Here is a 22,580-nt window from a genome sequence, read left to right as displayed (position 1 = left end):
TTCGATAGCACCGCGAAAGAAAGAAACACAGCAAGGGTCGTGCCGTACGCAAGACAGAAACGACAAAGGGTCCCCGAAGGGACCCTTTGCTTTTTACATCAACAACTTATTAAGCGAACGGATGACGCAGAACGATGGTCTCGTTGCGGTCCGGGCCCGTCGAAATAATGTCAATCGGCGCGCCGATCAGCTCTTCAACGCGCTTGATGTAAGCACGGGCGTTGGCTGGCAGCTCTTCCAGGGTCTTGGCACCCACGGTCGACTCAGTCCAGCCCGGCACTTCTTCGTACACAGGCTGCAGGCCCACGTAGCTGTCAGCGTCAGTTGGGGCAACTTCCTTACCTTCCGCATCTTTGTAGCCGATGCAGATGTTGATGGTTTCCAGGCCGTCGAGTACGTCTAGCTTGGTCAGGCAAATGCCCGAGATGCTGTTCACATCAATAGCGCGACGCAGGATAACGGCGTCAAACCAGCCACAACGGCGTGCACGGCCGGTAGTCGCGCCGAACTCGTGACCTTGTTTAGCCAGGTGCGCACCGACTTCGTCGAATAGCTCAGTCGGGAATGGACCCGAACCTACACGCGTGGTGTACGCCTTGGTGATGCCCAGGATGTAGTCCAGGAACATCGGGCCTACGCCCGAACCGGTCGCAACGCCGCCAGCGGTGGTGTTGGAACTGGTTACGTACGGGTAGGTGCCGTGGTCGATGTCCAGCAACGAACCCTGGGCGCCTTCGAACATGATGTCTTTGCCAGCGCGACGCAGGTCGTGCAGCTCGGCAGTCACATCCAGCATCAGTGGCTTGAGCAGCTCAGCATATTCCTTGCACTCAGCCAGGGTCTGTTCAAATTCGATGGCGGGCTCTTTGTAGTAACCAACCAGCATGAAGTTGTGGTAATCCACCAGTTCACGCAGTTTGTCTTCAAGGCGCGGCATGTTGAGCAGGTCGCCAACACGCAGGCCACGACGTGCAACCTTGTCTTCGTACGCCGGGCCGATGCCGCGACCGGTAGTACCGATCTTCAACTCGCCACGGGCCTTTTCACGGGCCTGATCCAGCGCAACGTGGAAGGACAGGATCAGCGGACAGGAAGGGCTGATACGCAAGCGCTCGCGCACTGGCACGCCTTTCTCTTCCAGCTTGGTGATCTCGCGCAGCAGGGCGTCAGGTGCAACCACCACGCCGTTGCCGATCAGGCACTGCACGCCTTCGCGCAATACGCCCGACGGAATCAGGTGCAAGACGGTTTTTTCGCCATCGATGACCAGGGTGTGACCAGCGTTGTGGCCACCTTGGTAGCGCACTACGGCGGCAGCATGTTCGGTCAGCAGATCAACGATCTTGCCTTTGCCCTCATCACCCCATTGGGTGCCCAGGACTACGACATTCTTACCCATAACACTTGTCCTCATTCGCGCAAACTTGGTACCGGCAGCGGCCGGCAGGAAAACTCAAGAAGCCAGTGGCGATACTTGCCAAAGCCCGTTCTGCAGAATCAATTGCCGGTCGCAGTCCACTTCACGGGCGGCGGCCAATGGTTGCCCAGGCAATGCCTGGACGACACGCTGACCCTCACTGCGCAACTGGCAAACCTGCTGCCAGAGTGCTGCATCCGTACTGTCGGGCATCCAGATACCGCCAGACGGTAACTCGACCTCAGCACGCCCCAGGGTCACCAGGGTTTTCAAATCGGTGGAAAAACCGGTCGCTGGACGGGCACGACCGAAGTCGGCGCCAATATCGTCATAACGACCGCCCTGGGCGATGGCTTGGCCAACACCCGGAACAAACACCGCGAACACTACACCGGTGTGGTAGTGGTAACCGCGCAACTCACCCAAGTCAAAATACAGCGGCAACTGCGGGAACCGCGCCGACAGGCGCTCGGCAATCGCCAGCACATCGTCCAGGGCTGCCAAAACAGGGGCCGGCGCGTTCGCCAGACGGTCCTTGGCAGCAACCAATACTTCAGGGCCACCACACAGGTCCACCAGCGCACGCAGCATGCCAGCCAAATCAGCGGGTACAGCCTCGGTCAGGGCGATGACTTCATCGATAGCCTTGCGCTGCAGGGCATCGAACAACTGTTGCTCCACTTCACCGGACAAACCAGCCGCACGGGCCAGTCCGCGGTAGATACCGACATGACCCAGGTCCATGTGTACATCCGGCACATCGGCCAGTTGCAGCATCGCCAGCATCAGGCTGATAACTTCCACGTCGCTGCTCGGGCTGGCATCGCCGTACAACTCGGCGCCCAGCTGGATCGGGCTACGGGAAGACGACAACGCACGCGGCTGAGCATGCAGGACGCTGCCAGCGTAGCAGAGGCGGCTCGGCCCTTCGCGGCGCAGGGTGTGCGCATCGATGCGCGCTACTTGCGGCGTGATGTCGGCGCGAAAGCCCATTTGCCGGCCCGACTGCGGGTCGATGACCTTGAAGGTGCGCAGATCCAGATCCTGGCCCGCGCCGGTCAGCAGGGATTCCAGGTACTCGATATGGGGAGTCACGACAAACTCGTAACCCCAGCTCTGGAACAGATCCAACACCTGGCGACGCGCTACTTCAATGCGCGCAGCTTCTGGTGGCAGTACTTCTTCGATGCCATCTGGCAGCAGCCAGCGGTCTACCGTTGCCATTACGCCATTCCCCTATGATCCGGGCGGCAAGCCGTCAGGCGAGCCTTGAGTGAAGCAGAAAATGCCCGGTCCATTTGCATAAACCACGCGCATGAACAACGTGACGAACGGCCAGCAATCGGCCTCGTCGGGCACCTTCCTCGAAAAACCTGTCGTGTCGATACAACAAACGACAATCAAACATGCAGACGCAAAAAAGCCGGGAATTTCCCGGCTGCCGCATCATACACCCGTTTTCCCAAAGGATCACCCCGCCAAGCATTTTAGCCCGACGGAGTGTCCTTCAAGTCAACGTGGGATCAGGGCTTGGACTTTTCCAGGTAACGGAAGAAGTCGCTGCTCGGATCCAGAACCATGACGTCGGTTTTGTTCGCGAAACTTTCACGGTAGGCGCGCAGGCTGCGATAGAACGCGTAGAACTCCTGGTCCTGGCCATAAGCCTTGGCGTAGATCGCCGCGGCTTGAGCATCGCCATCACCACGGGACTCTTCAGACTCGCGATAGGCTTCTGCCAACAGCACTCGACGCTGACGGTCAGCATCCGCACGGATACCTTCAGCCAGTTCGTTACCCTTGGCGCGGTGCTCACGAGCCTCACGCTCACGCTCAGTGCTCATGCGCTCGAACACGCTGCGGTTCACTTCCTTCGGCAGATCAATGGCCTTGACCCGGACATCAACAACCTCAATGCCCAGCTCTTTTTCAGCCATCTTGTTCAGCGAAGCCGTGATATCCGCCATCAGCGCATCACGCTCACCGGATACCACCTCGTGCAGGGTGCGCTTACCAAACTGGTCACGCAGGCCCGACTCCAGACGGCGCGACAAACGCTCGTCGGCAATCTGCTTGAGGCCGGAAGTCGCAGTGTAGAAGCGCTCGGCATCCTTGACGCGCCACTTGGCGTAGGCGTCAACCATCACGGCTTTCTTTTCCAGGGTCAGGAAGCGCTGTGTCGGTGCATCCAGCGTCATCAGGCGCGCATCAAACTTGCGCACCTGGTTGACGTAGGGGACTTTCACATGCAGGCCTGGCTGGACATCTGCCTGGACCACGCGACCGAATTGCAGCAACACCGCACGCTCGGTCTGAGCCACGATATAGAAGCAGTTCCAGGCAGCGATGACCACGACGACGCCCACAATCAGGGCGGTCAGCGATTTATTGCTCATCAACGACTCTCCCTGGTACGTGTTTGCTGTTGCTGCAAGTCAGCGGCCGCACGGGCGCTCGCTTCGTTGGCAGCGGCAGTCGAACCGGTTGCCGGAGCACTGGTACCGCTACGACCACCTTCGATCATCTTGTCCAGCGGCAGGTAAAGCAGATTGTTCTGCCCGCCCTTGTTGCCGGTCACGAGAACCTTGCTGGTGTTGGTGAAGACTTCCTGCATGGTGTCCAGGTACAGACGCTCGCGGGTGACTTCCGGTGCCTTGCGGTACTCGGCCACCAGTTTGGTGAAGCGATCCGCCTCACCCTTGGCGCGAGAGACCACTTCGTCGCGGTAACCGTTGGCATCTTCAAGGATGCGCTGGGCCTGACCACGGGCTTCCGGCACCACGCCGTTGGCGTAGGTTTCAGCCTGGTTGCGCGAACGCTGCTCGTCTTCACGGGCACGGATCACATCATCGAAGGCTTCCTGCACTTCACGCGGTGCGGCTGCGCTCTGTATGTTGACCTGGGTGACGGTGATACCGGTGCGATACGTATCGAGGAACCGTTGCAGGCGCTCCTTGATCTCGCTGGCCATCAACTCACGACCTTCGGTCAGCACCTGATCCATCGCGGTGGAACCCACCACATGGCGCAGGGCGCTTTCGGTCGCTTGTTGCAGACTGATTTCCGGCTGATCGACGTTCAGAACGAAATCCTGCAGGTTGCTGATCTTGTACTGCACGGTCAGCGGCACTTCGAGGATGTTCTCGTCTTCGGTGAGCATCTGGCCCTGCTTGGTATACGCACGCTCACGCGTGACGTTTTCCATGTACTTCTTGTCGATCGGCGGGAAGTAGATGTTCAGGCCGGGGCCGACGGTCTCGTAGTATTTGCCGAAGCGCAGCACGACGGCCTGCTCCTGCTCATCCACTACGTATACCGCGCTGTACAGCCAGACGGCGGCCAGCACGACGAGGCCGATACCGAGCATGCCATAAGCACCCCCTTTACCGGCACGACCACCTTCGTCACCACCACGTTTTTTTCCACCACCGAACAACCCATTCAGGCTTTCCTGCAGCTTTCGGAAGGCCTCGTCGAGATCTGGTGGCCCCTTGCGGTCGCCATTATTGCGGCGTTTACCACCCCAAGGATCCTGATTATTCGAGTTGCCACCCGGCTCATTCCAAGCCATAGCGATCTCCATCTGATAAAGCAAAGACGCACCCACGGCGCGCCGACCAATGCTACAGAATGCCTACTACAGCGGCACAACCGCTTTCTCAGGCTTTTATTGCAAAGTGTGTTGCTCGATAAAGTCCATCGGCGGTATGCCTTCACGGCTAACCAACCGATTCAGCTCGGCCCGTGGCAATCGAACCGCCAGCAGACTGACACCTTCTTCGTCGTGTTCTTCTTTCTGGACCGCGCCCATTTCGAAAAACTGTGCACGCAGTCGAGCAAAACGCTGAGGCAAGCGCAAGGTGCCGACAAACAAATCGTTGCCCAGCAACTCGGCAACCGCCTGTTTGAGCAAGTCCAACCCGGAGCCATCCCGCGCCGAAAGCCAGACCCGCTGGGGCCTGCCGTCTTCGTCACGCTGGATTTGCGGCTCCACGCCCTCAAGCAAATCGAGTTTGTTATAGACCTCAAGGATCGGCAAGTCCTGGGCCCCAATCTCGCCCAGTACCAGCATCACCTGTTCAATCTGCAACATCCGGTCAGGTTCGGCAGCATCGATCACATGCAACAGCAGGTCGGAGTTGCTCGACTCTTCGAGCGTAGCTCGAAACGCCTCGACCAGCTTGTGGGGCAAGTGACGAATGAAACCTACGGTATCGGCCAGCACGATCGGCCCCAGGTCGTCGATATCCAAACGGCGCAGGGTCGGGTCGAGGGTGGCGAACAGCTGGTCAGCGGCGTAAACGTCGGACTCCGTCACCGAATTGAACAGTGTGGATTTGCCGGCGTTGGTGTATCCCACCAGTGAAACGGTCGGGATATCGGCGCGCTTGCGGCCACGACGCGATTGCTCACGCTGGCTGCGAACCTTCTCAAGCCGAGCCTTGATCTGCTTCAGGCGAACCCGCAGCAAACGACGGTCGGTCTCCAGCTGGGTTTCACCCGGGCCACGCAGGCCAATACCGCCTTTCTGGCGTTCAAGGTGAGTCCAGCCGCGAACCAGCCGGGTACTCATGTGCTCAAGCTGGGCCAATTCGACCTGGAGCTTGCCTTCATGGGTACGGGCGCGTTGGGCGAAAATATCGAGAATCAGACCCGTGCGGTCAATCACGCGACACTCGAAAACACGTTCGAGGTTACGTTCCTGACTGGGCGTAAGGGTGTGATTGAAAATAACCAGATCTACCTGTTCGGCTTTGACCAGATCGCGCAATTCCTCGACCTTGCCGCTGCCAATCAGGTATTTGGCGGTTGGCCGATGACGCGGCACGTTAATAAACGCGACGGTCTCAGCGCCAGCCGAAATTGCCAATTCCTGAAACTCCTGCGGATCTTCGCGCGCCTCAGGGTCCTGACCATCTAAGTGAACGAGGATTGCCCGCTCACCACCACCGTGGCGCTCAAAGAACAAAGGAGACTCCTATCAGGCGTTACCTGGCTCAGCGTCACCCAGTTCGGTTTCGGTTGCGCTAGGCAGACGAATTGGACGAACCGGCACTACTGTTGAGATAGCGTGCTTGTAAACCATTTGGCTAACGGTATTTTTCAGCAGGATGACGAACTGGTCAAAAGACTCGATCGTCCCTTGCAGCTTGATACCGTTGACCAGATAGATAGAAACCCCAACTTTCTCTTTACGTAAAGTATTCAAGTAAGGGTCTTGTAGCGAATGCCCTTTTGACATGTGCCGCACTCCTTTAAGGATCAATAATAAAAAATCGGAAAATAGATAGCTCGTAGCCGTCACACCCCCAAGGATAGACGGCAATTGCAAGGACTCAGCTCAATATGGAGACCGTTCCCAAGTATTTCAAGGCGCGTGACAGATTGTCGCAATCCAGACTGTCCAGCCAATGCAACTCAGTCCAACTGCGCAGCCAAGTGAACTGGCGCTTTGCCAACTGGCGCGTGGCAATGATGCCTCGCTCCTGCATTTCGGCTGACGTCAGCTTGCCATCCAGATGATCCCAGACTTGGCGGTAGCCTACAGCACGTATCGAAGGTAATCCTGGATGCAGATCACCTCTTGAACGCAATGCTACGACCTCTTCCACGAACCCCTGTTCCAACATAATTGTGAATCTTTGTGCAATTCGCTCATGCAGAACCTGACGATTAGCCGGAGCGATGCCTAGATTTGCGACAGTATAGGGCAATTGTGGCTGCCCCGAAGTGCCTGCATCAGTACTTTGCGCAGATTGTCTCAGTCTGTGGGCGGTCATGGTCTGCCCGCTGACCCGCCAGACTTCCAGGGCCCGTGACAGGCGCTGAGGATCATTGGGATGAATCCGAGCCGCAGACACCGGATCAACTGCCGCCAGTTGGTCATGCAGGGCTTGCCAGCCAAGGCGCGCAGCCTCTTCTTCAAGCTCGGCGCGCACCTGGGGATCGGCTGGAGGCATATCAGCCAGACCTTCCTGCAAAGCCTTGTAGTAGAGCATCGTGCCGCCCACCAGCAGCGGAATATTGCCCCGCGCGGTAATTTCGGCCATGGCAACCAGGGCGTCAGTGCGAAAATCAGCCGCCGAGTAGCTCTCAGACGGGTCAATGATGTCGATCAACCGGTGGGGATGCAGGGCCAGCAACTCTTTCGAAGGCTTGGCAGTGCCGATATCCATTCCCCGGTAAACCAGGGCGGAGTCGACGCTGATCAGCTCGCAGGGCAGGACTTTGGTCAGCTCGATGGCCAGGTCGGTCTTGCCGGCGGCCGTCGGGCCCATCAGGAAGATGGCGGGAGGAAGAACGCTCATCAACGACCACGCAAGAACAGTTTGTCCAGATCGTCTAGCCCCATCTGGGTCCAGGTCGGTCGGCCATGGTTGCATTGGCCACTGCGTTCGGTGTTTTCCATGTCCCGCAGCAAACCGTTCATTTCCGGCAGGGCCAGGCGCCGGTTGGCGCGGATCGCGCCGTGACAGGCCATGGTGCCAAGCAGTTCGTTGATGTGCGCCTGGATACGATCGCTGGTGCCGTACTCCATCAGGTCTGCCAGCACGTCGGCCACCAGCCGGTTGGCTTCGGCCTGCTTGAGCAGCGCCGGAATTTGCCGGATCGCCAGGGTTTCCGGGCCGAGGCGCTGCAGTTCAAAACCCAGCTTCTGGAACACGCTGACGTGCTCTTCGGCACAATCGGCTTCGCGCTGGCTGACCGCCAGGGATTCCGGCACCAGCAGCGGCTGGCCGCTCAGGCCTTCGCTGGCCATGGCGATTTTCAGGCGCTCGTACATGATCCGCTCGTGGGCGGCGTGCATGTCCACCAGCACCAGGCCGTGGGCGTTTTCCGCAAGAATGTAGATACCCTTGAGCTGGGCCAGGGCGTAACCCAAAGGCGGGACATCACCCTGACCTTCCGGCAACGCCGCCGCTCCCGCTTCGGGCAGAGGCGCGAAGAACTCGCGATAGGCTGCCTGGGCTTCAGCCACAGGCACCGCCGATTGCGGCCGGGGCGTGTATTGATACTGATATCCGGCGCCAGCACCCGACCCCGGCGCGGCGTAACTCGGCTGGGCTTGCGGCTGTTCCAGCAGGTTGGCCGCCAGGCGCATTTCGCCCTGGGGGCCGAACTCACCGGCTTCCGGCCCCGTCGGGCGAACCATGGCCGTGGCAATCGGCGCCGACTGGTGATCGTCCGGACGTACATCGCCCAAGGCACGGTGCAAGGTGCCGTAGAGGAAATCGTGGACCATGCGCCCATCACGGAAGCGCACTTCGTGTTTGGTCGGGTGCACGTTGACGTCGACCACCGAAGGATCGACCTCGAAAAACAGCACAAAGGTCGGATGCCGACCATTGAACAGTACGTCGCGATAAGCCTGGCGCACCGCGTGGGCCACCAGCTTGTCGCGCACCGCACGGCCGTTCACATAGAAATACTGCAAGTCTGCCTGGCTACGGGAGAAGGTCGGCAAACCGACCCAGCCCCACAGGTGCAAGCCATTACGCTCCACCTCAATGGGCAGCGCCTGCTCCAGGAAGCCGGCGCCACAGACCGCCGCCACACGCCGAGCGCGTGCCGCATCGTCATGGGCTTCGTGCAGGCTGAGGATGGTCTTGCCGTTGTGGCGCAGATGAAAGGCCACATCGAAGCGAGCCAGGGCCAGGCGCTTGATGACTTCTTGCAGGTGATCGAATTCGGTTTTTTCGGCCTTGAGGAATTTGCGACGTGCTGGGGTATTGAAAAACAGGTCGCGCACTTCCACCGACGTGCCCACCGGGTGGGCGGCCGGCTGGACCCGAGGCGCCATGTCGCGACCCTCGGTTTCCACTTGCCAGGCTTGCTCGGCGCCACGGGTGCGGGACGTCAGGGTCAGGCGGGCAACGGAACTGATAGAGGCCAGGGCCTCACCGCGAAAGCCCAGGCTCATCACCCGCTCAAGGTCTTCAAGGTCGCGAATCTTGCTGGTGGCGTGACGGGCCAGAGCCAGCGGCAGGTCATCGGAGGAGATGCCACTGCCATCGTCACGTACCCGCAGCAGCTTGACGCCGCCCTGCTCGACGTCGACGTCGATACGCTTGGCGCCGGAGTCCAGGCTGTTTTCCAGCAACTCCTTGATCACCGAAGCCGGCCGTTCTACCACCTCGCCAGCAGCAATCTGGTTGGCAAGGCGCGGACTGAGCAATTCGATGCGTGAGGTGTTGCTCAATACCGATTCGCTCATTACTGCGCCGCCAATTCAGTGCCAGGGATGGTCAACATCTGGCCAATTTTCAATTCATCGCTTTTCAGGTTGTTGGCGCTACGCAACGTCGCGGCCGAAACCTGAAAACGCACCGCCAGCATCGCTACAGTGTCGCCGGGCTGGACACGATGGTCGCGAGGCCCTTGGGCGATTTTCCCGGAATCACGTAACCAGGCGACGTAGCTTCCCGGTGGCGGATTCTGCTGGAAGAACTGGCGAATGCCGGAGCTGATGGAGCGTGCCAGCGCCTGCTGGTGGCTGGCCGCCGACAGCTTGGAGGCTTCGTTGGCGTTGGAAATAAACCCGGTTTCCACCAGGATCGACGGAATATCCGGCGACTTGAGCACCATGAACCCGGCCTGCTCCACCCGCTGTTTGTGCAACGGCGTGACGCGGCCGATATTGCTCAAGACCTTCTGCCCGACATTCAGGCTGGACGTCAGCGAGGCGGTCATCGACAAATCGAGCAACACACCGGCGAGCATGCGGTCCTTGTCATCCAGGGACACGTTGCCAGCGCCGCCGATCAAGTCGGAACGGTTTTCACTGTCCGCCAGCCAGCGGGCGGTTTCGGAGGTAGCACCACGGTCAGACAGGGCGAACACTGACGCACCAAAGGCCGCAGTTGAAGGCGCGGCGTCGGCATGGATCGAAACAAACAGGTCAGCACCCTTCTTGCGGGCGATTTCGGTACGACCACGCAACGGGATGAAGTAATCACCGGTGCGGGTCAACTCGGCGCGGTAGCCTTTCATGCCGTTGATCTGGCGTTGCAGTTCACGGGCGATGGCCAGCACCACGTCTTTCTCACGCTGGCCGCGCGAGCCGGAGGCGCCAGGGTCTTCGCCACCGTGACCGGCATCGATGACGACGATGATGTCACGCTTGCCCGCCGGAGCCGGTGGCATCGGTGGCAGCTTGACCTGGGGTTGCGCCGTAGAAGCCGGCACCGCAGGCACCGTCGCGACACTCGGCGTTGGCACGGGCGGCGGCGCGGCATCGGCGGCGTTGTCGAACAGGTCGACCACCAGCCGGTTACCGTATTGAGCGTTGGGTGCCAGGGAGAAGCTTTTCGGGGTGACGGCCTTTTTCAGGTCGATGACCACCCGCAAATCCGTCGGCGTGCGTTGGGCCGAGCGCATGGCGGTAATCGGGGTATTGGCGGTGGACACTTTCAACGGCGCGGCCAGGGTCGCACCGTTGATGTCGATCACCAGGCGGTCAGGCGCCGTCAGGGTGAAGACGCTGTGCTGAACCGGCCCAGACAGGTCAAATACCAGTCGCGTGTTATCCGGTGCCCGCCACAGGCGAACACTGCGCACCTGTGAAGCAGCCAGAGCATTGACAGTCATTGCCGCAAGCAACACCCCTACGACAGTAACCAACGCGCGAAAGCGCATACCTAACCCCATCAATTATTTGAATTCCAATGCCAAGGCGGCGCACCACGACTCACTGCGCACGCTCTGGGACAACAACTTCAGCTGACGTCCATGCTTATGCGGGGTAATGGTAATGGTCAGGTCAGGCTTTGGCAAAAAGCCTGTGCCTTTATCTGGCCATTCGATCAGGCACAAGGCGTCCTCATCGAAGTAATCGCGGATGCCCATGTACTCCAATTCCTCAGGATCAACCAAACGATAGAGGTCGAAATGGAACGCTCGCACATCGCCGATTTCGTAAGGTTCCACCAGGGTAAAAGTAGGACTCTTCACTGCTCCTTCATGCCCCAGCCCGCGAATGATGCCCCGCGACAAAGTGGTCTTCCCCGCCCCCAGGTCGCCTTCCAGAAAAATCAGCCCCGAGCCCTTCGTGACAACGGCAATCCGCTTGCCAAACGCGACCATGGCCTCTTCATCGGCCAGATACAGGGTTACTTCAGACACGGTGACTGCTCCTCCAGCAACTGACGAATGGCGGGAATCAAATCACTGGCAGCCAGCCCGCGACCAAAGGTGCCTTGGCGATCTCCCGCCGTGGCGTGCAACCAGACGGCCAGGCTGGCCGCCTCAAACGCCGGCATACCCTGGGCCAGCAATGCACCCACCAGACCAGCCAGGACATCGCCAAGACCTGCGGTGGCCATGGCCGGATGGCCCTGATCACATTGCGACACCCGTCCGTCCGGACTGGCGATCAAACTGCCCGCGCCCTTGAGGATCGCCACCGTCTTGAATTTTTGGCTCAATCCGCGCGCAACTTTAAGACGATCTGCCTGAACCTCGACTGTCGAAATCCCCATCAGCCTCGCGGCTTCACCGGGATGCGGCGTTATCACGCAGTTGGCTGGCAGGCTGACGTTGCCTGCCGCCAGCAGGTTCAGCGCATCGGCGTCCCACACTTGCGGCTGCTTGGCATTGGCGGCCACCGACAGCAGGCTTTTGCCCCAAGACGCTTCGCCCAAACCCGGGCCGATGACGATCACTGAAATTTTTTCCAGCAAGCCCATCAATTGATTGGCGGAATGCACACCAACGGTCATGACTTCCGGCAAACGCGCCAGGGCCGCCGAGACGTGCTCGCTGCGGGTCGCCAGGGACACCATGCCAGCACCGCTGCGCAGGGCGCTTTCGGCGCTGAGCAGTGCGGCGCCGCCAAAACCACGGTCGCCACCCATCAGCAATACATGGCCAAACTGGCCTTTATGGGCATCCGGGGAGCGAGCAGGCAGTTGCGGCAATTGGCCGGGCAACAGGTGCTGAACGTCGGTTATTGGGTGTTTTGTCTGAGGCATGCGTCTTCAAGCTCCGATGTCTGGCAGAATTATACGCATCTAACCTGCGGTTTCTCTTGTTCATGCCTGCTATTACTTCCGATCTGCCCGCCCTCGCCCAATCGATCAAAGACTGGGGCCAGGAGCTTGGCTTTCAACAAGTTGGCATCAGCGGCCTGGACCTGGCCGAGGCAGAGCAGCACCTGCAACGCTGGCTCGACGCTGGCTACCACGGCGAGATGGACTACATGGGCGCCCATGGCAGCAAGCGCTCCCACCCCGAAGAGCTAGTGCCCGGCACCTTGCGCGTGGTGTCCCTGCGCATGGATTACCTGCCCGGCGACACCCACATGGCGCATCTACTGGCCCAACCTGAAAAAGCCTATGTCTCCCGCTACGCCCTGGGCCGCGACTACCACAAGCTGATCCGCAAACGCGTCCAGCAACTGGCGGACAGGATTCAGGCGCAGATCGGCCCGTTCGGCTTTCGCGCCTTTGTCGACAGCGCCCCGGTGCTGGAAAAAGCCATTGCTGAACAAGCCGGGCTGGGCTGGATCGGCAAAAACACCTTGGTGCTCAATCGCAAGGCCGGCAGTTACTTCTTCTTGAGCGAACTGTTTGTCGACCTGCCATTGCCGATCGACCCACCCCACGCCACCGAACACTGCGGTCGCTGCACCGCCTGCCTGGACATCTGCCCTACCAATGCCTTCGTCGGGCCATACGTGCTGGACGCCCGGCGCTGTATTTCCTACCTGACCATCGAACTGAAAAGCGCGATCCCCGAAGACCTGCGCCCCTTGATCGGCAACCGGGTATTTGGCTGCGATGACTGTCAGATCGTTTGTCCGTGGAATCGTTTCGCACGATCCACAGCCGAAGGCGATTTCAAGCCTCGGCACAACCTGGATAACGCAGAACTGGCCGAACTCTTTATGTGGGATGAGGATAAATTTCTCAGCAACACCGAAGGTTCACCCCTGCGCCGCGCCGGTTATGAGCGCTGGCTGCGCAATCTGGCCGTGGGCCTGGGCAACGCGCCTTCAAGCATTCCGGTGCTGGAAGCCTTGAAGGCGCGCCGGGAATACCCTTCGGAACTGGTGCGCGAACATGTGGAGTGGGCGCTGAAGCAACATGCCGAGCGTCAATGTTCGTCGTTGTAGACGAACTTGGGCATTTCCCAGCGAAAACGGATCGCCAGCAAGCGCAATAGAAAGCCACTGAACAGGGTGAGCAGGATCGCTTGCTCGCTGGGCAGTTGTAGGTAGATGCACAGCATGTAGCACCAGGCGGCGAGAAACGACACACTGGCATACAGCTCGCGACGGAAGATCAGCGGGATGTCGTTGCAGAAGATATCCCGCAGGATGCCGCCGAATACACCAGTGATCACGCCGCTGACCGACGCCACCAACATGCCGTGGCCCATTTCCAGGGCGGTCATGCAGCCGATCAGGGTGAACGCCACCAGCCCCACGGCATCCAGCGCCAGGAACAGCGAGCGCAGGTGGCGCATCAGCGGGGCAATGAAGATCGTCACCAGGGCCGCGCCAGAGGTCAGCACCAGGTACTCCGGGTGTTTGACCCAGGTCAGCGGGTAATGGCCAAGCAACACGTCGCGCACCGAACCACCACCGAGCGCCGTCACGCAGGCGATCAACACCACGCCAAACCAATCCATACCACGCCGACCGGCAGACAACGCGCCGGTCATGGCTTCGGCGGTGATGGCGATGAGGTAGAGCATCAGCAGCATGAGGGCGATCCTTGCAAAGAGACGCGCAGTCTAATCACTTGGTGATGGCACCAAAAGGGGGCGCCCGAAGATACAAGCATACGGGCTCTTTGTGGCGCCTTAGAACTTGATGAAATGCTTGCGGTAATGCTGCAGCTCGGCAATCGACTCGCGAATATCATCCAGCGCCAGGTGGGTGCTGCCTTTGTGGAAACTGTCCTTCACCTCCGGCGCCCAGCGCGCCGCCAGCTCTTTCAAGGTCGACACATCCAGGTTGCGGTAGTGAAAGTAGCTTTCCAGCGCCTTCATGTGGGTATAAAGAAAACGTCGGTCCTGGCAAATGCTATTACCGCAGATCGGCGACTTGCCCTTGGGCACCCATTTTTCCAGGAAGGTGATGGTTTGCGCTTCAGCCTCGGCCATGCTGATACGGCTCTCGCGCACTCGCTGGGTCAGGCCCGTGCCGCCGTGGGTGCGGGTGTTCCACTCATCCATTGTGGCGAGGACTTCGTCGCTGTGGTGGATGGCGATCACCGGGCCTTCAGCCAAGGTGTTGAGGTTGCTGTCGGTGACGATGGTCGCCATCTCAATGATGACGTCGGTGTCAGGGTTCAGACCGGTCATTTCCAGATCGATCCAAATCAGGTTCTGTGGGTTTTGCATGTCTTGGTTCCTTGGCACCTTGGCGTAGCTGCGCAGTTTAGCAGGCGAGGCATGCTAGACTCGCGACCGTTTTACCTAACCTTTGCATTATCGACACGGAACACCAATGGCCAAACGCCAGCTCAACCGTCGCCAAAACTGGCGCATCGAAAAGATTCAGGGTGAACGCGCTGCCCGCGCCGCCAAACGTGAATCCTCCGCAGTAGAAGCGCTTGAGGGTGGCGACCTTGGCCCCGAGCAAACGGGCCTGGTGATCGCGCACTTCGGTGTGCAGGTCGAGGTCGAGGCCCAGGAAGGCGAACAAGCTGGCAATGTGTTCCGTTGCCACTTGCGCGCCAACCTGCCGGCGCTGGTGACCGGCGACCAAGTGGTCTGGCGTGCCGGCAACCAGGGCATCGGTGTGATCGTGGCGCAACTGCCGCGCACCACCGAACTGCGCCGTCCGGACAGCCGTGGCCAGCTCAAGCCGGTAGCGGCCAACGTCGACATGATCGTCATCGTCTTCGCGCCACTGCCCGAGCCCCATGCCAACCTGATCGACCGCTACCTGGTAGCCGCCGAACATGCGGGCATTCGGCCGTTGCTGCTGCTGAACAAATTCGACCTGATCGACGAGCAGAACGCCCCGGCGCTCAATGCGTTGCTGGCAGTCTACCGCACCCTGGGTTACCCGGTGTTGGAAGTCTCGGCCCATCACGGCAACGGCATGGAGTTGCTCCAGGAGCAGTTGGACGGGCGCATCAGTGTGTTCGTCGGCCAGTCGGGCGTCGGCAAGTCGTCGCTGGTCAACAGCCTGCTGCCGGAAGTCGAAACCCGTGTCGGTCCACTGTCGGAGCTGTCCGGCCAGGGCACTCACACCACCACCACCGCGCGGTTGTTCCACTTCCCAGGTGGCGGTGAGCTGATTGACTCCCCAGGGATTCGTGAATTCGGCCTGGGCCACGTCAGCCGCGCCGATGTCGAAGCGGGTTTTATCGAGTTCAACGACTTGATCGGCACCTGCCGCTTTCGCGACTGCAAGCACGACCGCGAGCCGGGCTGCGCTCTGCTCAAGGCCCTGGAAGACGGTCGCGTGCAACAGCAGCGAATGAACAGCTATCGCTCGATCATCGCCAGCTTGCCCGAAACCAGTTACTGACTGGTCGATGCAACATTGTGGTGAGGGGCCTGCCCCCTCACCACAATGTTGCCCTGCTTATGACCCCGTAGCCGGCTGAGTCGGGTCTTTCACCCCACCGTCATCAAACAGGTTCAGCTTCTGCCGCAACTCATGGGCCGGTAATGGCTGCTGTTCTGGTGGCAGTGCATTCGGGTCCACCGGCACTTCCCCTGGCGCACCCTCACCTTGAGTCGGCACCGGCGGTTGAGGCGTGCCTTGCTCACCTTCAATCGCACGCTGGGCCTTTTTGGTCAGCACGACGATATCGATTCGGCGGTTGACCGGGTTGAACGGGTCCTTGGTATCAAACAGTGCCGAGGAAGCAAAACCCACTACCCGTGCCACTTGCGCGTCCGGGTAGCTACCCGCGATCAAGGCACGACGTGCAGCGTTGGCACGGTTGGCTGACAACTCCCAGTTACCAAAATCACCCAGGCCCGAATAAGGCTTGGCATCGGTATGACCACTGACGCTGATCTTGTTCGGCACCGCTTTGATGGTGTCGGCCATCGCCAGCAGAATATCTTCGAAATACGGCTTCAAACGCGCACTGCCAGAGTCGAACATCGGCCGATTCGCGGCGTCCATGATTTGGATGCGCAAGCCATCCGGAGTGATCTGGAACAGGATCTGGTCCTTGAATTTTTGCAGTTGCGGGTTCTCGTCGACCTTGTTCTGCAGTTCTTGCAGGAGCAATTCCAGGCGTTCCTGCTCGACCTGGTCAGCCATACTTTCGACGGTTTCACGCTCGATGGGAATATTTTCCTGGGGCGATTCGGTCTTCACTTCCGGGTTGATCGTGCGCTCGGGCGCCAGTTGCGGCGAGCCACCCAGATCGATCACAAAAGGTGTGCCACTCTCGGAAAACCCGATGGGGTCCTTGAAGTAACCGGCGATGGCGATCTTCTGTTCCGGCGTGGCGGTGGACATCAGCCACAGCACCAGAAAGAACGCCATCATTGCCGTGGCAAAGTCGGCGAAGGCGATTTTCCAGGCGCCGCCGTGGTGCCCGGCAGCGAAGCGCTTGACGCGCTTGATGATGATCGGCTGGTTGTTTTCCATGACTTAGCGACCGCGAACCGCTTGTTCCAACTCGGCAAAGCTCGGACGGTGCTTGGGATAGAGCACTTTGCGGCCGAATTCCACTGCCAGTGACGGCGGCATGCCGGAGGCCGAAGCTACCAGGCAAGCCTTGATTGCCTCGTAAAGGTTGATCTCTTCCTTGGCGTCATGGGCCAGGGAGGTGGCCAGCGGACCAAAGAAACCGTAGGCGGCAAGAATACCGAAGAAGGTACCGACCAGGGCCGCACCTACGTGCATGCCGATGGCTGCCTGGTCGCCCTCGCCGAGGGAAGCCATGGTCACCACGATCCCGAGTACCGCTGCCACAATACCGAAACCGGGCATGCCGTCGGCAATGCCAGTCACCGCATGGGATGGGTGCTCAAGCTCTTCCTTCAAGCTGAACAACTCCATGTCGAACAGGCCTTCCAGCTCATGAGGGGCCATGTTGCCGGAGGACATGATGCGCAGGTAATCGCAGATGTAGGCGGTCATGCGCTCATCCTTGAGCACGGCCGGGTACTTGGCGAAAATCGGGCTCGCTGCCGCGTCCTCGATGTCGCCTTCAATGGCCATCATGCCTTCGCGGCGGCTCTTATTGAGGATCTCGTAGACCAGGCCCAGCACTTCCAGGTAGAAAGTGTGGGAGAAGCGCGAGCTGAACATGCCCAACGACTTCTTGATCACGTGCATGGTCATGTAGCCAGGGTTGGCCTGCAGGAATGCACCAAACGCCGCACCACCGATGATCAACACTTCAAAAGGCTGGATCAGCGCCGCAATTTTACCGTGGGACAGGACGTATCCGCCGAGCACGCTCGCGATGACGACGATGATGCCGATAATTTTAGCCATAGGGGGTGAGTACTTGCGCCGTCGGGTTCATGGACATATTCAGAAGATCTAAAAACTCTTCTTCTACTTATCGGCAAAACTGCGCCAGACTATAGCCCGTTAAGGTGAAAAGCCAGTTCGGCCCGCTCTGGGCGTGTTGACCGCAAGTGATGATCGCGCCCCAATCATGGCAAATGAAACGACAGTCCCAACCTCAAGACCCAACACTATTGCTGGCTGGATAAAGCGCCTGGATGAGGTTCTGCTGCCCGTCCCGCAAGCCAGCCATGACGCCGTATGCAAAGCCATCGGCGACAACCGCCGATCGTTGCGAGATATTGCAGAACTGATGCAAAACAGCCCCGCGCTGGTGCTCAGCGTGATGCGCGAAGCCAACAACCATGCTCACGGCAGCCTTGCAGAGCCTGCGGAAAACCTTGAGGTGGCGCTCAACCGCCTCGGTTTAAAACGCACCGAAGAACTGCTCGCCCGCCTGCCTTCAGCCCCCCTCAATGAAATCCCCGTGGCGCTGCGCCAACTGCAACTGGTCAGCCAGCACGCCTCACAACAAGCCAGCGGCCTGTTTGCCAGTCGCCTGGCACGGCTATGGCAAGACATCCATTGGGGCAGCCTGTTGTTTCTTTCGCCGCTGTGGCCAATGGCGATTGCCTATCCCAAGCTGCTGGAAGAGTGGGAACTACGAGTGATCCACAAAGGCCAATCGGCACGCAAGGTCGAGCAGGAGTTGTTCGGCGTTCGCCTGCTGGATTTGTGCCTGGGGCTGACCGAGGCCTGGCGCCTGCCAATCTGGGTCTCCCAGGGCTATCACTTGTTGCAGAATGAACGGCGCCTACTGATCAAGGCGCTACGCATCGCCCGCAATGAAGAGCCGCTGCGTCAACAGCAACAGCTCGATGACGATCCGGCGCTGCGGCGCTGGCTGAACCAGCCGGCCAACACCGTGCTGCTGGCCAACGGCATGGCCCTGGCAGCGCAAGAGTCCTGGAATTGCCCGCACACCCAGCGCTGGCAATACTTGACCGCGCTGTACCTGCAACAACCCTTGGGCGAGGTGCAGCAGCAGGCTCACCAACAAGCAGTGATCAGCGCCCGCAATACATTAGCGGCCGATCTTTGGCACCCGGCACTTGCGCTGATCTGGCCGTGGAACGTGCAACGGGTCCATCGCGGCCTGCTGCCGGCACCGCCGCCGACCGCCGAAGCCCTGGCTGTTTGGCGCAAACACTGCAGCGAATTGCTGGTGGAGCCGAATCGTTTTGCCAACGCCATGCACCTGACCACCTGCGCCAAGGAGGCCCTGGTGGCCAGCGGCATGCAACGGGTCATGCTGTTGATGGCCGACCGGACCTTGAGCACCTTGCGCGTGCATCAGGTCGACGGCCTGCCCAAGGACGCTGCCCACATGAGCCTGGACGTCTCGCAAAGCACACTGCTGCAGCGCTTGCTGGAGAAGTCCGCCCAGGTGCGCCTGACACCCGACAACCATGTACAGTTCTCGGCACTGCTACCCGCCTCGTTGCGCCGCCTGTTTATCGGCGAGCACCTGCTGTTGCGCTCCCTGAGTTGCAATGGACGGGTGGCGATGCTGATGATTGCCGACCAGGGCGGCGGACCGTTCTCGGAAACCACCGTACAAGCCTTCGGCAAAACCGCTCAATGCATCGAGAAGGCCCTGCACAGCTTTACCAACCGCAGCGGTTGATGCTTGCGCTACAATCGCCCTCCTTTACAGCCCCAAACTTGTGCCCAGGAGACCTCACATGCCTGACTTCTCTGGCTTGCCGCTGGTGATCGAGCCCAGCGACCTGCTCGGTCGCCTCGACGCAGAAAACCTGATTCTGGTGGACCTCACCAGCGCCGAACGCTACGCCACCGGGCATATCCCCGGCGCACGATTCGTCGACCCCAAGCGCACCCAACTGGGCCAGCCGCCTGCTCCAGGCTTGCTGCCAGCCAAGGCCGCCCTGGAAACGCTGTTCGGTGAACTGGGCCACACGCCGGGCGCCACCTACGTGGTCTATGACGACGAAGGCGGCGGCTGGGCCGGGCGTTTTATCTGGCTGCTCGATGTTATCGGCCACAATAAGTATCACTACCTCGATGGCGGCCTGCTGGCGTGGCTGGATGAAAAACAGCCTGTTTCCACCAACGTGCCGGCCAGTGCCGGCGGCCCGGCCAGCCTGACGCTGCACGACGAGCCCACCGCCACCCGCGAATATTTGCAAAGTCGCCTGGGTGCCGCCGACCTGGGCATCTGGGATGCCCGTGGCCCGCTGGAGTATTCGGGGGAGAAAGTCCTCGCCGCCAAGGCCGGGCACATCCCCGGCGCGGTGAACTTCGAATGGACCGCTGGCATGGACAAGACGCGCAACCTGCGCATCCGCCGCGACATGCCGCAGATCCTCGAAGACCTCGGACTTACCCGCGACAAAGAAATTATCACCCACTGCCAGACTCACCACCGTTCTGGCTTCACCTATCTGGTGGCCAAGGCGCTCGGTTATCCGCGAGTCAAAGGTTATGCCGGTTCCTGGGGCGAATGGGGCAACCACCCCGACACCCCCGTCGAGATTTAAGGTTTTAAGGACAGTTAATGAAAAAGCGTTTGTTTATCCTCAGCCAGTACCTGCTGCCCCACCACCTGCTGTCACGGCTGGCCGGCTGCATTGCCGAATGCCGCGTGCGCTGGTTCAAGAATGCCTTCACCACCTGGTTCGCCAAGCGCTACCAAGTGGATATGTCCCAGGCCCTGGTGGAGGACGTGACCGCTTACGAGCACTTCAATGCCTTCTTCACCCGCGCCTTGAAAGACGGCGCACGCCCACTGGATCAAACCCCGGGCGCGGTACTGAGCCCGGCCGATGGTGCGGTCAGCCAACTCGGCCCGATTGAGCACGGCCGGGTGTTCCAGGCCAAGGGCCACAGTTTCAGCGTGCTGGAATTGCTCGGGGGTGATGCCGCTGTAGCCGCGCCGTTTATGGGCGGCGACTTCGCCACTGTTTACCTGTCGCCGAAGGACTACCACCGGGTGCACATGCCATTGGCCGGCACCCTGCGGGAAATGGTCTACATCCCGGGCCGAATCTTCTCGGTGAACCAAACCACGGCAGAAAATGTGCCGGAACTGTTTGCCCGTAATGAGCGTGTTGCCTGCATATTCGACACCGAACGCGGTCCGATGGCCGTGGTTCTGGTAGGTGCGATGATTGTGGCGTCGATTGAAACAGTCTGGGCCGGGCTGGTCACGCCGCCGAAACGTGAGCTGAAAACCGTGCGTTACGACGAAGCGGCACGCGCACCGATTTATCTGGAAAAAGGTGCGGAACTGGGGCGCTTCAAGCTGGGTTCGACCGCCATCGTGCTGTTTGGGCCGGATCAGGTGAAATGGTCGGAAGAATTGCTGGCGGGTTCGCCGGTGCAGATGGGTCAAGGCATGGGCTTGCCAAAAGCCTGATCGACGGACTACTTGTAGGAGCGAGCAAGGACTAGACGCCCCCTCGCTCCTACAGTTGTTTTGCGGGGTTAGAGCTGACCGTCGCGGTCACGGAAGCCCAACAGGTACAACACTCCATCCAGCCCCAACGTCGAAATAGCCTGCTTGGCCGATTGTTTGACCAGTGGCTTGGCACGAAACGCCACGCCCAACCCGGCAATCGCCAACATCGGCAAGTCATTGGCGCCGTCACCGACCGCAATGGTCTGCTCCAGACGCAAACCTTCCTTGTGTGCCAACTCCCGCAGCAGATCGGCTTTACGCTGGGCGTCGACAATCGGCTCCACCGCCACGCCTGTCACCTTGCCGCCCACCACTTCCAACTCGTTGGCGAACACGTAGTCGATGCCCAGCTTGGCCTGCAATTGCTTGGCGAAGTAGGTGAAGCCACCCGACAGGATGGCGGTCTTGTAGCCCAGGCGCTTGAGTTCGGCGAACAGAGTTTCGGCACCTTCGGTCAGGCGCAGCGACGCTCCGATGGAGTCCAGCACGCTAACGTCCAGGCCTTTAAGCAACGCTAGGCGCTCCTTGAAGCTGGCACGAAAATCCAGCTCGCCGGACATGGCACGTTCGGTAATGGCCGAGACTTGCTCACCCACGCCAGCAGCCTTGGCCAGTTCGTCGATGACTTCGGCTTCAATTAGCGTGGAGTCCATGTCGAACACCGCCAGCCGGCGGTTGCGGCGAAACAGCGAATCTTCCTGGAAGGCGATGTCGACATTCAGTTCCTGGGCGACGCTCAGAAACTCGGCGCGCAAGGCCAGAGGGTCCGCCGGCTCACCGCGTACGGAAAACTCGATGCAGCCCTTGCCCTGGTCGGCCGGCGTGTCCAACGGCATACGTCCCGACAGACGGTCGATATGGTCGATGTTCAAACCGTATTGAGCGGTGATCGAGCTGACGCGTTGCAATTGCTCAGCCGTCACCTTGCGGGTCAGCAGGGTGACGATGTGGCGTTTTTTGCCCTGACCGGCGACCCACTGGCGGTAATCCTCCTCGGACACTGGGGTGAAACGCACCTGCTGATCGAGCTTGTAAGCCGTAAACAGGATGTCCTTGAGCACCGACGACGCTTGCTCGGTACTCGGAATCTCCACCAGGATGCCAAACGACAAAGTGTCGTGGATCACCGCCTGGCCGATGTCGAGAATGTTCACACCACCCTGGGCCAGAACACCGGTAATGGCTGCGGTGAGACCCGGACGGTCCTCACCGGTGATGTTTATCAGGACAATTTCGCGCAAAGCGCA

At 60.0% G+C, this 22,580-nt stretch carries 21 protein-coding genes; 5 read left to right on the top strand and 16 right to left on the bottom strand.

What is annotated here, in order from left to right; all coding sequences use genetic code 11:
- Positions 1 to 109: 109 nt before the first annotated feature.
- The 11 genes from ACZRJ6_RS19260 to ACZRJ6_RS19210 all read right to left on the bottom strand — a co-directional run bounded on the left by ACZRJ6_RS19260 (position 110) and on the right by ACZRJ6_RS19210 (position 12,384).
- A complete protein-coding gene (locus ACZRJ6_RS19260; protein ID WP_463969107.1) occupies positions 110 to 1,399 on the bottom strand; it encodes an adenylosuccinate synthase in 1,290 nt (429 codons plus the stop codon).
- A 54-nt stretch (positions 1,400 to 1,453) separates the two neighbouring features.
- On the bottom strand, positions 1,454 to 2,641 hold the full coding sequence (locus ACZRJ6_RS19255; protein WP_463969106.1) for an ATP phosphoribosyltransferase regulatory subunit: 1,188 nt from the start codon (positions 2,639 to 2,641) through the stop codon (positions 1,454 to 1,456).
- A gap of 299 nt (positions 2,642 to 2,940) precedes the next feature.
- The gene (gene hflC, locus ACZRJ6_RS19250; RefSeq protein WP_463969105.1) at positions 2,941 to 3,810 is read right to left on the bottom strand and encodes a protease modulator HflC; all 870 of its coding nucleotides are present in this window, start codon (positions 3,808 to 3,810) and stop codon (positions 2,941 to 2,943) included.
- On the bottom strand, positions 3,810 to 4,985 hold the full coding sequence (gene hflK, locus ACZRJ6_RS19245) for an FtsH protease activity modulator HflK (RefSeq protein WP_350614081.1): 1,176 nt from the start codon (positions 4,983 to 4,985) through the stop codon (positions 3,810 to 3,812). Before hflK ends, hflC begins: the two co-directional genes overlap by 1 nt.
- 96 nt (positions 4,986 to 5,081) lie before the next feature.
- Entirely contained in the window at positions 5,082 to 6,383 is a 1,302-nt protein-coding gene (gene hflX, locus ACZRJ6_RS19240) for a ribosome rescue GTPase HflX (RefSeq protein WP_133101423.1), read from the bottom strand.
- Positions 6,384 to 6,395: 12 nt separating this feature from the next.
- Positions 6,396 to 6,656, bottom strand: a complete 261-nt coding sequence (gene hfq, locus ACZRJ6_RS19235) for an RNA chaperone Hfq (RefSeq protein WP_133101422.1) — start codon at positions 6,654 to 6,656, stop codon at positions 6,396 to 6,398.
- Positions 6,657 to 6,750: 94 nt separating this feature from the next.
- The gene (gene miaA / locus ACZRJ6_RS19230; protein WP_463969104.1) at positions 6,751 to 7,722 is read right to left on the bottom strand and encodes a tRNA (adenosine(37)-N6)-dimethylallyltransferase MiaA; all 972 of its coding nucleotides are present in this window, start codon (positions 7,720 to 7,722) and stop codon (positions 6,751 to 6,753) included.
- On the bottom strand, positions 7,722 to 9,614 hold the full coding sequence (mutL, locus tag ACZRJ6_RS19225) for a DNA mismatch repair endonuclease MutL (RefSeq protein WP_463969228.1): 1,893 nt from the start codon (positions 9,612 to 9,614) through the stop codon (positions 7,722 to 7,724). The genes miaA and mutL overlap by 1 nt, the downstream gene beginning before the upstream one ends.
- A gap of 14 nt (positions 9,615 to 9,628) precedes the next feature.
- On the bottom strand, positions 9,629 to 11,062 hold the full coding sequence (locus tag ACZRJ6_RS19220) for an N-acetylmuramoyl-L-alanine amidase (RefSeq protein WP_463969103.1): 1,434 nt from the start codon (positions 11,060 to 11,062) through the stop codon (positions 9,629 to 9,631).
- Positions 11,063 to 11,065: 3 nt separating this feature from the next.
- Entirely contained in the window at positions 11,066 to 11,536 is a 471-nt protein-coding gene (gene tsaE / locus ACZRJ6_RS19215) for a tRNA (adenosine(37)-N6)-threonylcarbamoyltransferase complex ATPase subunit type 1 TsaE (protein ID WP_463969102.1), read from the bottom strand.
- The gene (locus ACZRJ6_RS19210; RefSeq protein WP_463969101.1) at positions 11,524 to 12,384 is read right to left on the bottom strand and encodes an NAD(P)H-hydrate dehydratase; all 861 of its coding nucleotides are present in this window, start codon (positions 12,382 to 12,384) and stop codon (positions 11,524 to 11,526) included. The genes tsaE and ACZRJ6_RS19210 overlap by 13 nt, the downstream gene beginning before the upstream one ends.
- 62 nt (positions 12,385 to 12,446) lie before the next feature.
- Between ACZRJ6_RS19210 and queG the strand changes: the two genes are divergently transcribed.
- Positions 12,447 to 13,526, top strand: coding sequence for a tRNA epoxyqueuosine(34) reductase QueG (gene queG / locus ACZRJ6_RS19205; protein ID WP_463969100.1), 1,080 nt, complete (start codon positions 12,447 to 12,449; stop codon positions 13,524 to 13,526).
- Here queG and ACZRJ6_RS19200 read toward each other — a convergent pair.
- Both ACZRJ6_RS19200 and orn read right to left on the bottom strand, forming a co-directional pair.
- Positions 13,508 to 14,119 (bottom strand): trimeric intracellular cation channel family protein, encoded by a 612-nt coding sequence (locus ACZRJ6_RS19200; RefSeq protein ID WP_463969099.1) that lies wholly within the window; start codon positions 14,117 to 14,119, stop codon positions 13,508 to 13,510. The two genes, queG and ACZRJ6_RS19200, sit on opposite strands and share 19 nt — an antisense overlap.
- A 99-nt stretch (positions 14,120 to 14,218) precedes the next feature.
- Positions 14,219 to 14,761 (bottom strand): oligoribonuclease, encoded by a 543-nt coding sequence (orn, locus tag ACZRJ6_RS19195; protein ID WP_133101414.1) that lies wholly within the window; start codon positions 14,759 to 14,761, stop codon positions 14,219 to 14,221.
- A gap of 106 nt (positions 14,762 to 14,867) precedes the next feature.
- Between orn and rsgA the strand changes: the two genes are divergently transcribed.
- A complete protein-coding gene (rsgA, locus tag ACZRJ6_RS19190; protein WP_133101413.1) occupies positions 14,868 to 15,899 on the top strand; it encodes a small ribosomal subunit biogenesis GTPase RsgA in 1,032 nt (343 codons plus the stop codon).
- A gap of 57 nt (positions 15,900 to 15,956) precedes the next feature.
- On the opposite strand, the gene motB is transcribed toward rsgA, so the two are convergent.
- Together motB and motA are read right to left on the bottom strand one after the other, a co-directional pair.
- On the bottom strand, positions 15,957 to 16,982 hold the full coding sequence (gene motB, locus ACZRJ6_RS19185; RefSeq protein WP_463969098.1) for a flagellar motor protein MotB: 1,026 nt from the start codon (positions 16,980 to 16,982) through the stop codon (positions 15,957 to 15,959).
- Positions 16,983 to 16,985: 3 nt separating this feature from the next.
- A complete protein-coding gene (gene motA / locus ACZRJ6_RS19180) occupies positions 16,986 to 17,837 on the bottom strand; it encodes a flagellar motor stator protein MotA (protein WP_124361013.1) in 852 nt (283 codons plus the stop codon).
- Positions 17,838 to 18,003: 166 nt separating this feature from the next.
- Here motA and ACZRJ6_RS19175 point away from each other — a divergent pair, with 166 nt between their 5' ends.
- The 3 genes from ACZRJ6_RS19175 to asd are packed head-to-tail and all read left to right on the top strand — an operon-like array spanning position 18,004 to position 21,291.
- The gene (locus tag ACZRJ6_RS19175) at positions 18,004 to 19,539 is read left to right on the top strand and encodes an HDOD domain-containing protein (protein WP_463969097.1); all 1,536 of its coding nucleotides are present in this window, start codon (positions 18,004 to 18,006) and stop codon (positions 19,537 to 19,539) included.
- Positions 19,540 to 19,597: 58 nt separating this feature from the next.
- Positions 19,598 to 20,413, top strand: coding sequence for a thiosulfate sulfurtransferase (gene rhdA / locus ACZRJ6_RS19170; protein ID WP_463969096.1), 816 nt, complete (start codon positions 19,598 to 19,600; stop codon positions 20,411 to 20,413).
- Between the two features lie 17 nt (positions 20,414 to 20,430).
- Complete coding sequence (asd, locus tag ACZRJ6_RS19165) at positions 20,431 to 21,291, top strand: archaetidylserine decarboxylase (RefSeq protein WP_149411167.1); 861 nt, start codon at positions 20,431 to 20,433, stop codon at positions 21,289 to 21,291.
- 68 nt (positions 21,292 to 21,359) lie between these two features.
- On the opposite strand, the gene serB is transcribed toward asd, so the two are convergent.
- Positions 21,360 to 22,574: a phosphoserine phosphatase SerB gene (gene serB, locus ACZRJ6_RS19160; RefSeq protein WP_463969095.1), complete on the bottom strand. Its 1,215-nt coding sequence runs from the start codon at positions 22,572 to 22,574 to the stop codon at positions 21,360 to 21,362.
- Between the last annotated feature and the right edge of the window lie 6 nt (positions 22,575 to 22,580).

The organism is Pseudomonas sp. C321 (assembly GCF_055407105.1).
The sequence above is the reverse complement of the archived record's forward strand: the minus strand, read 5'-3'. Positions and strand labels throughout refer to the sequence as shown.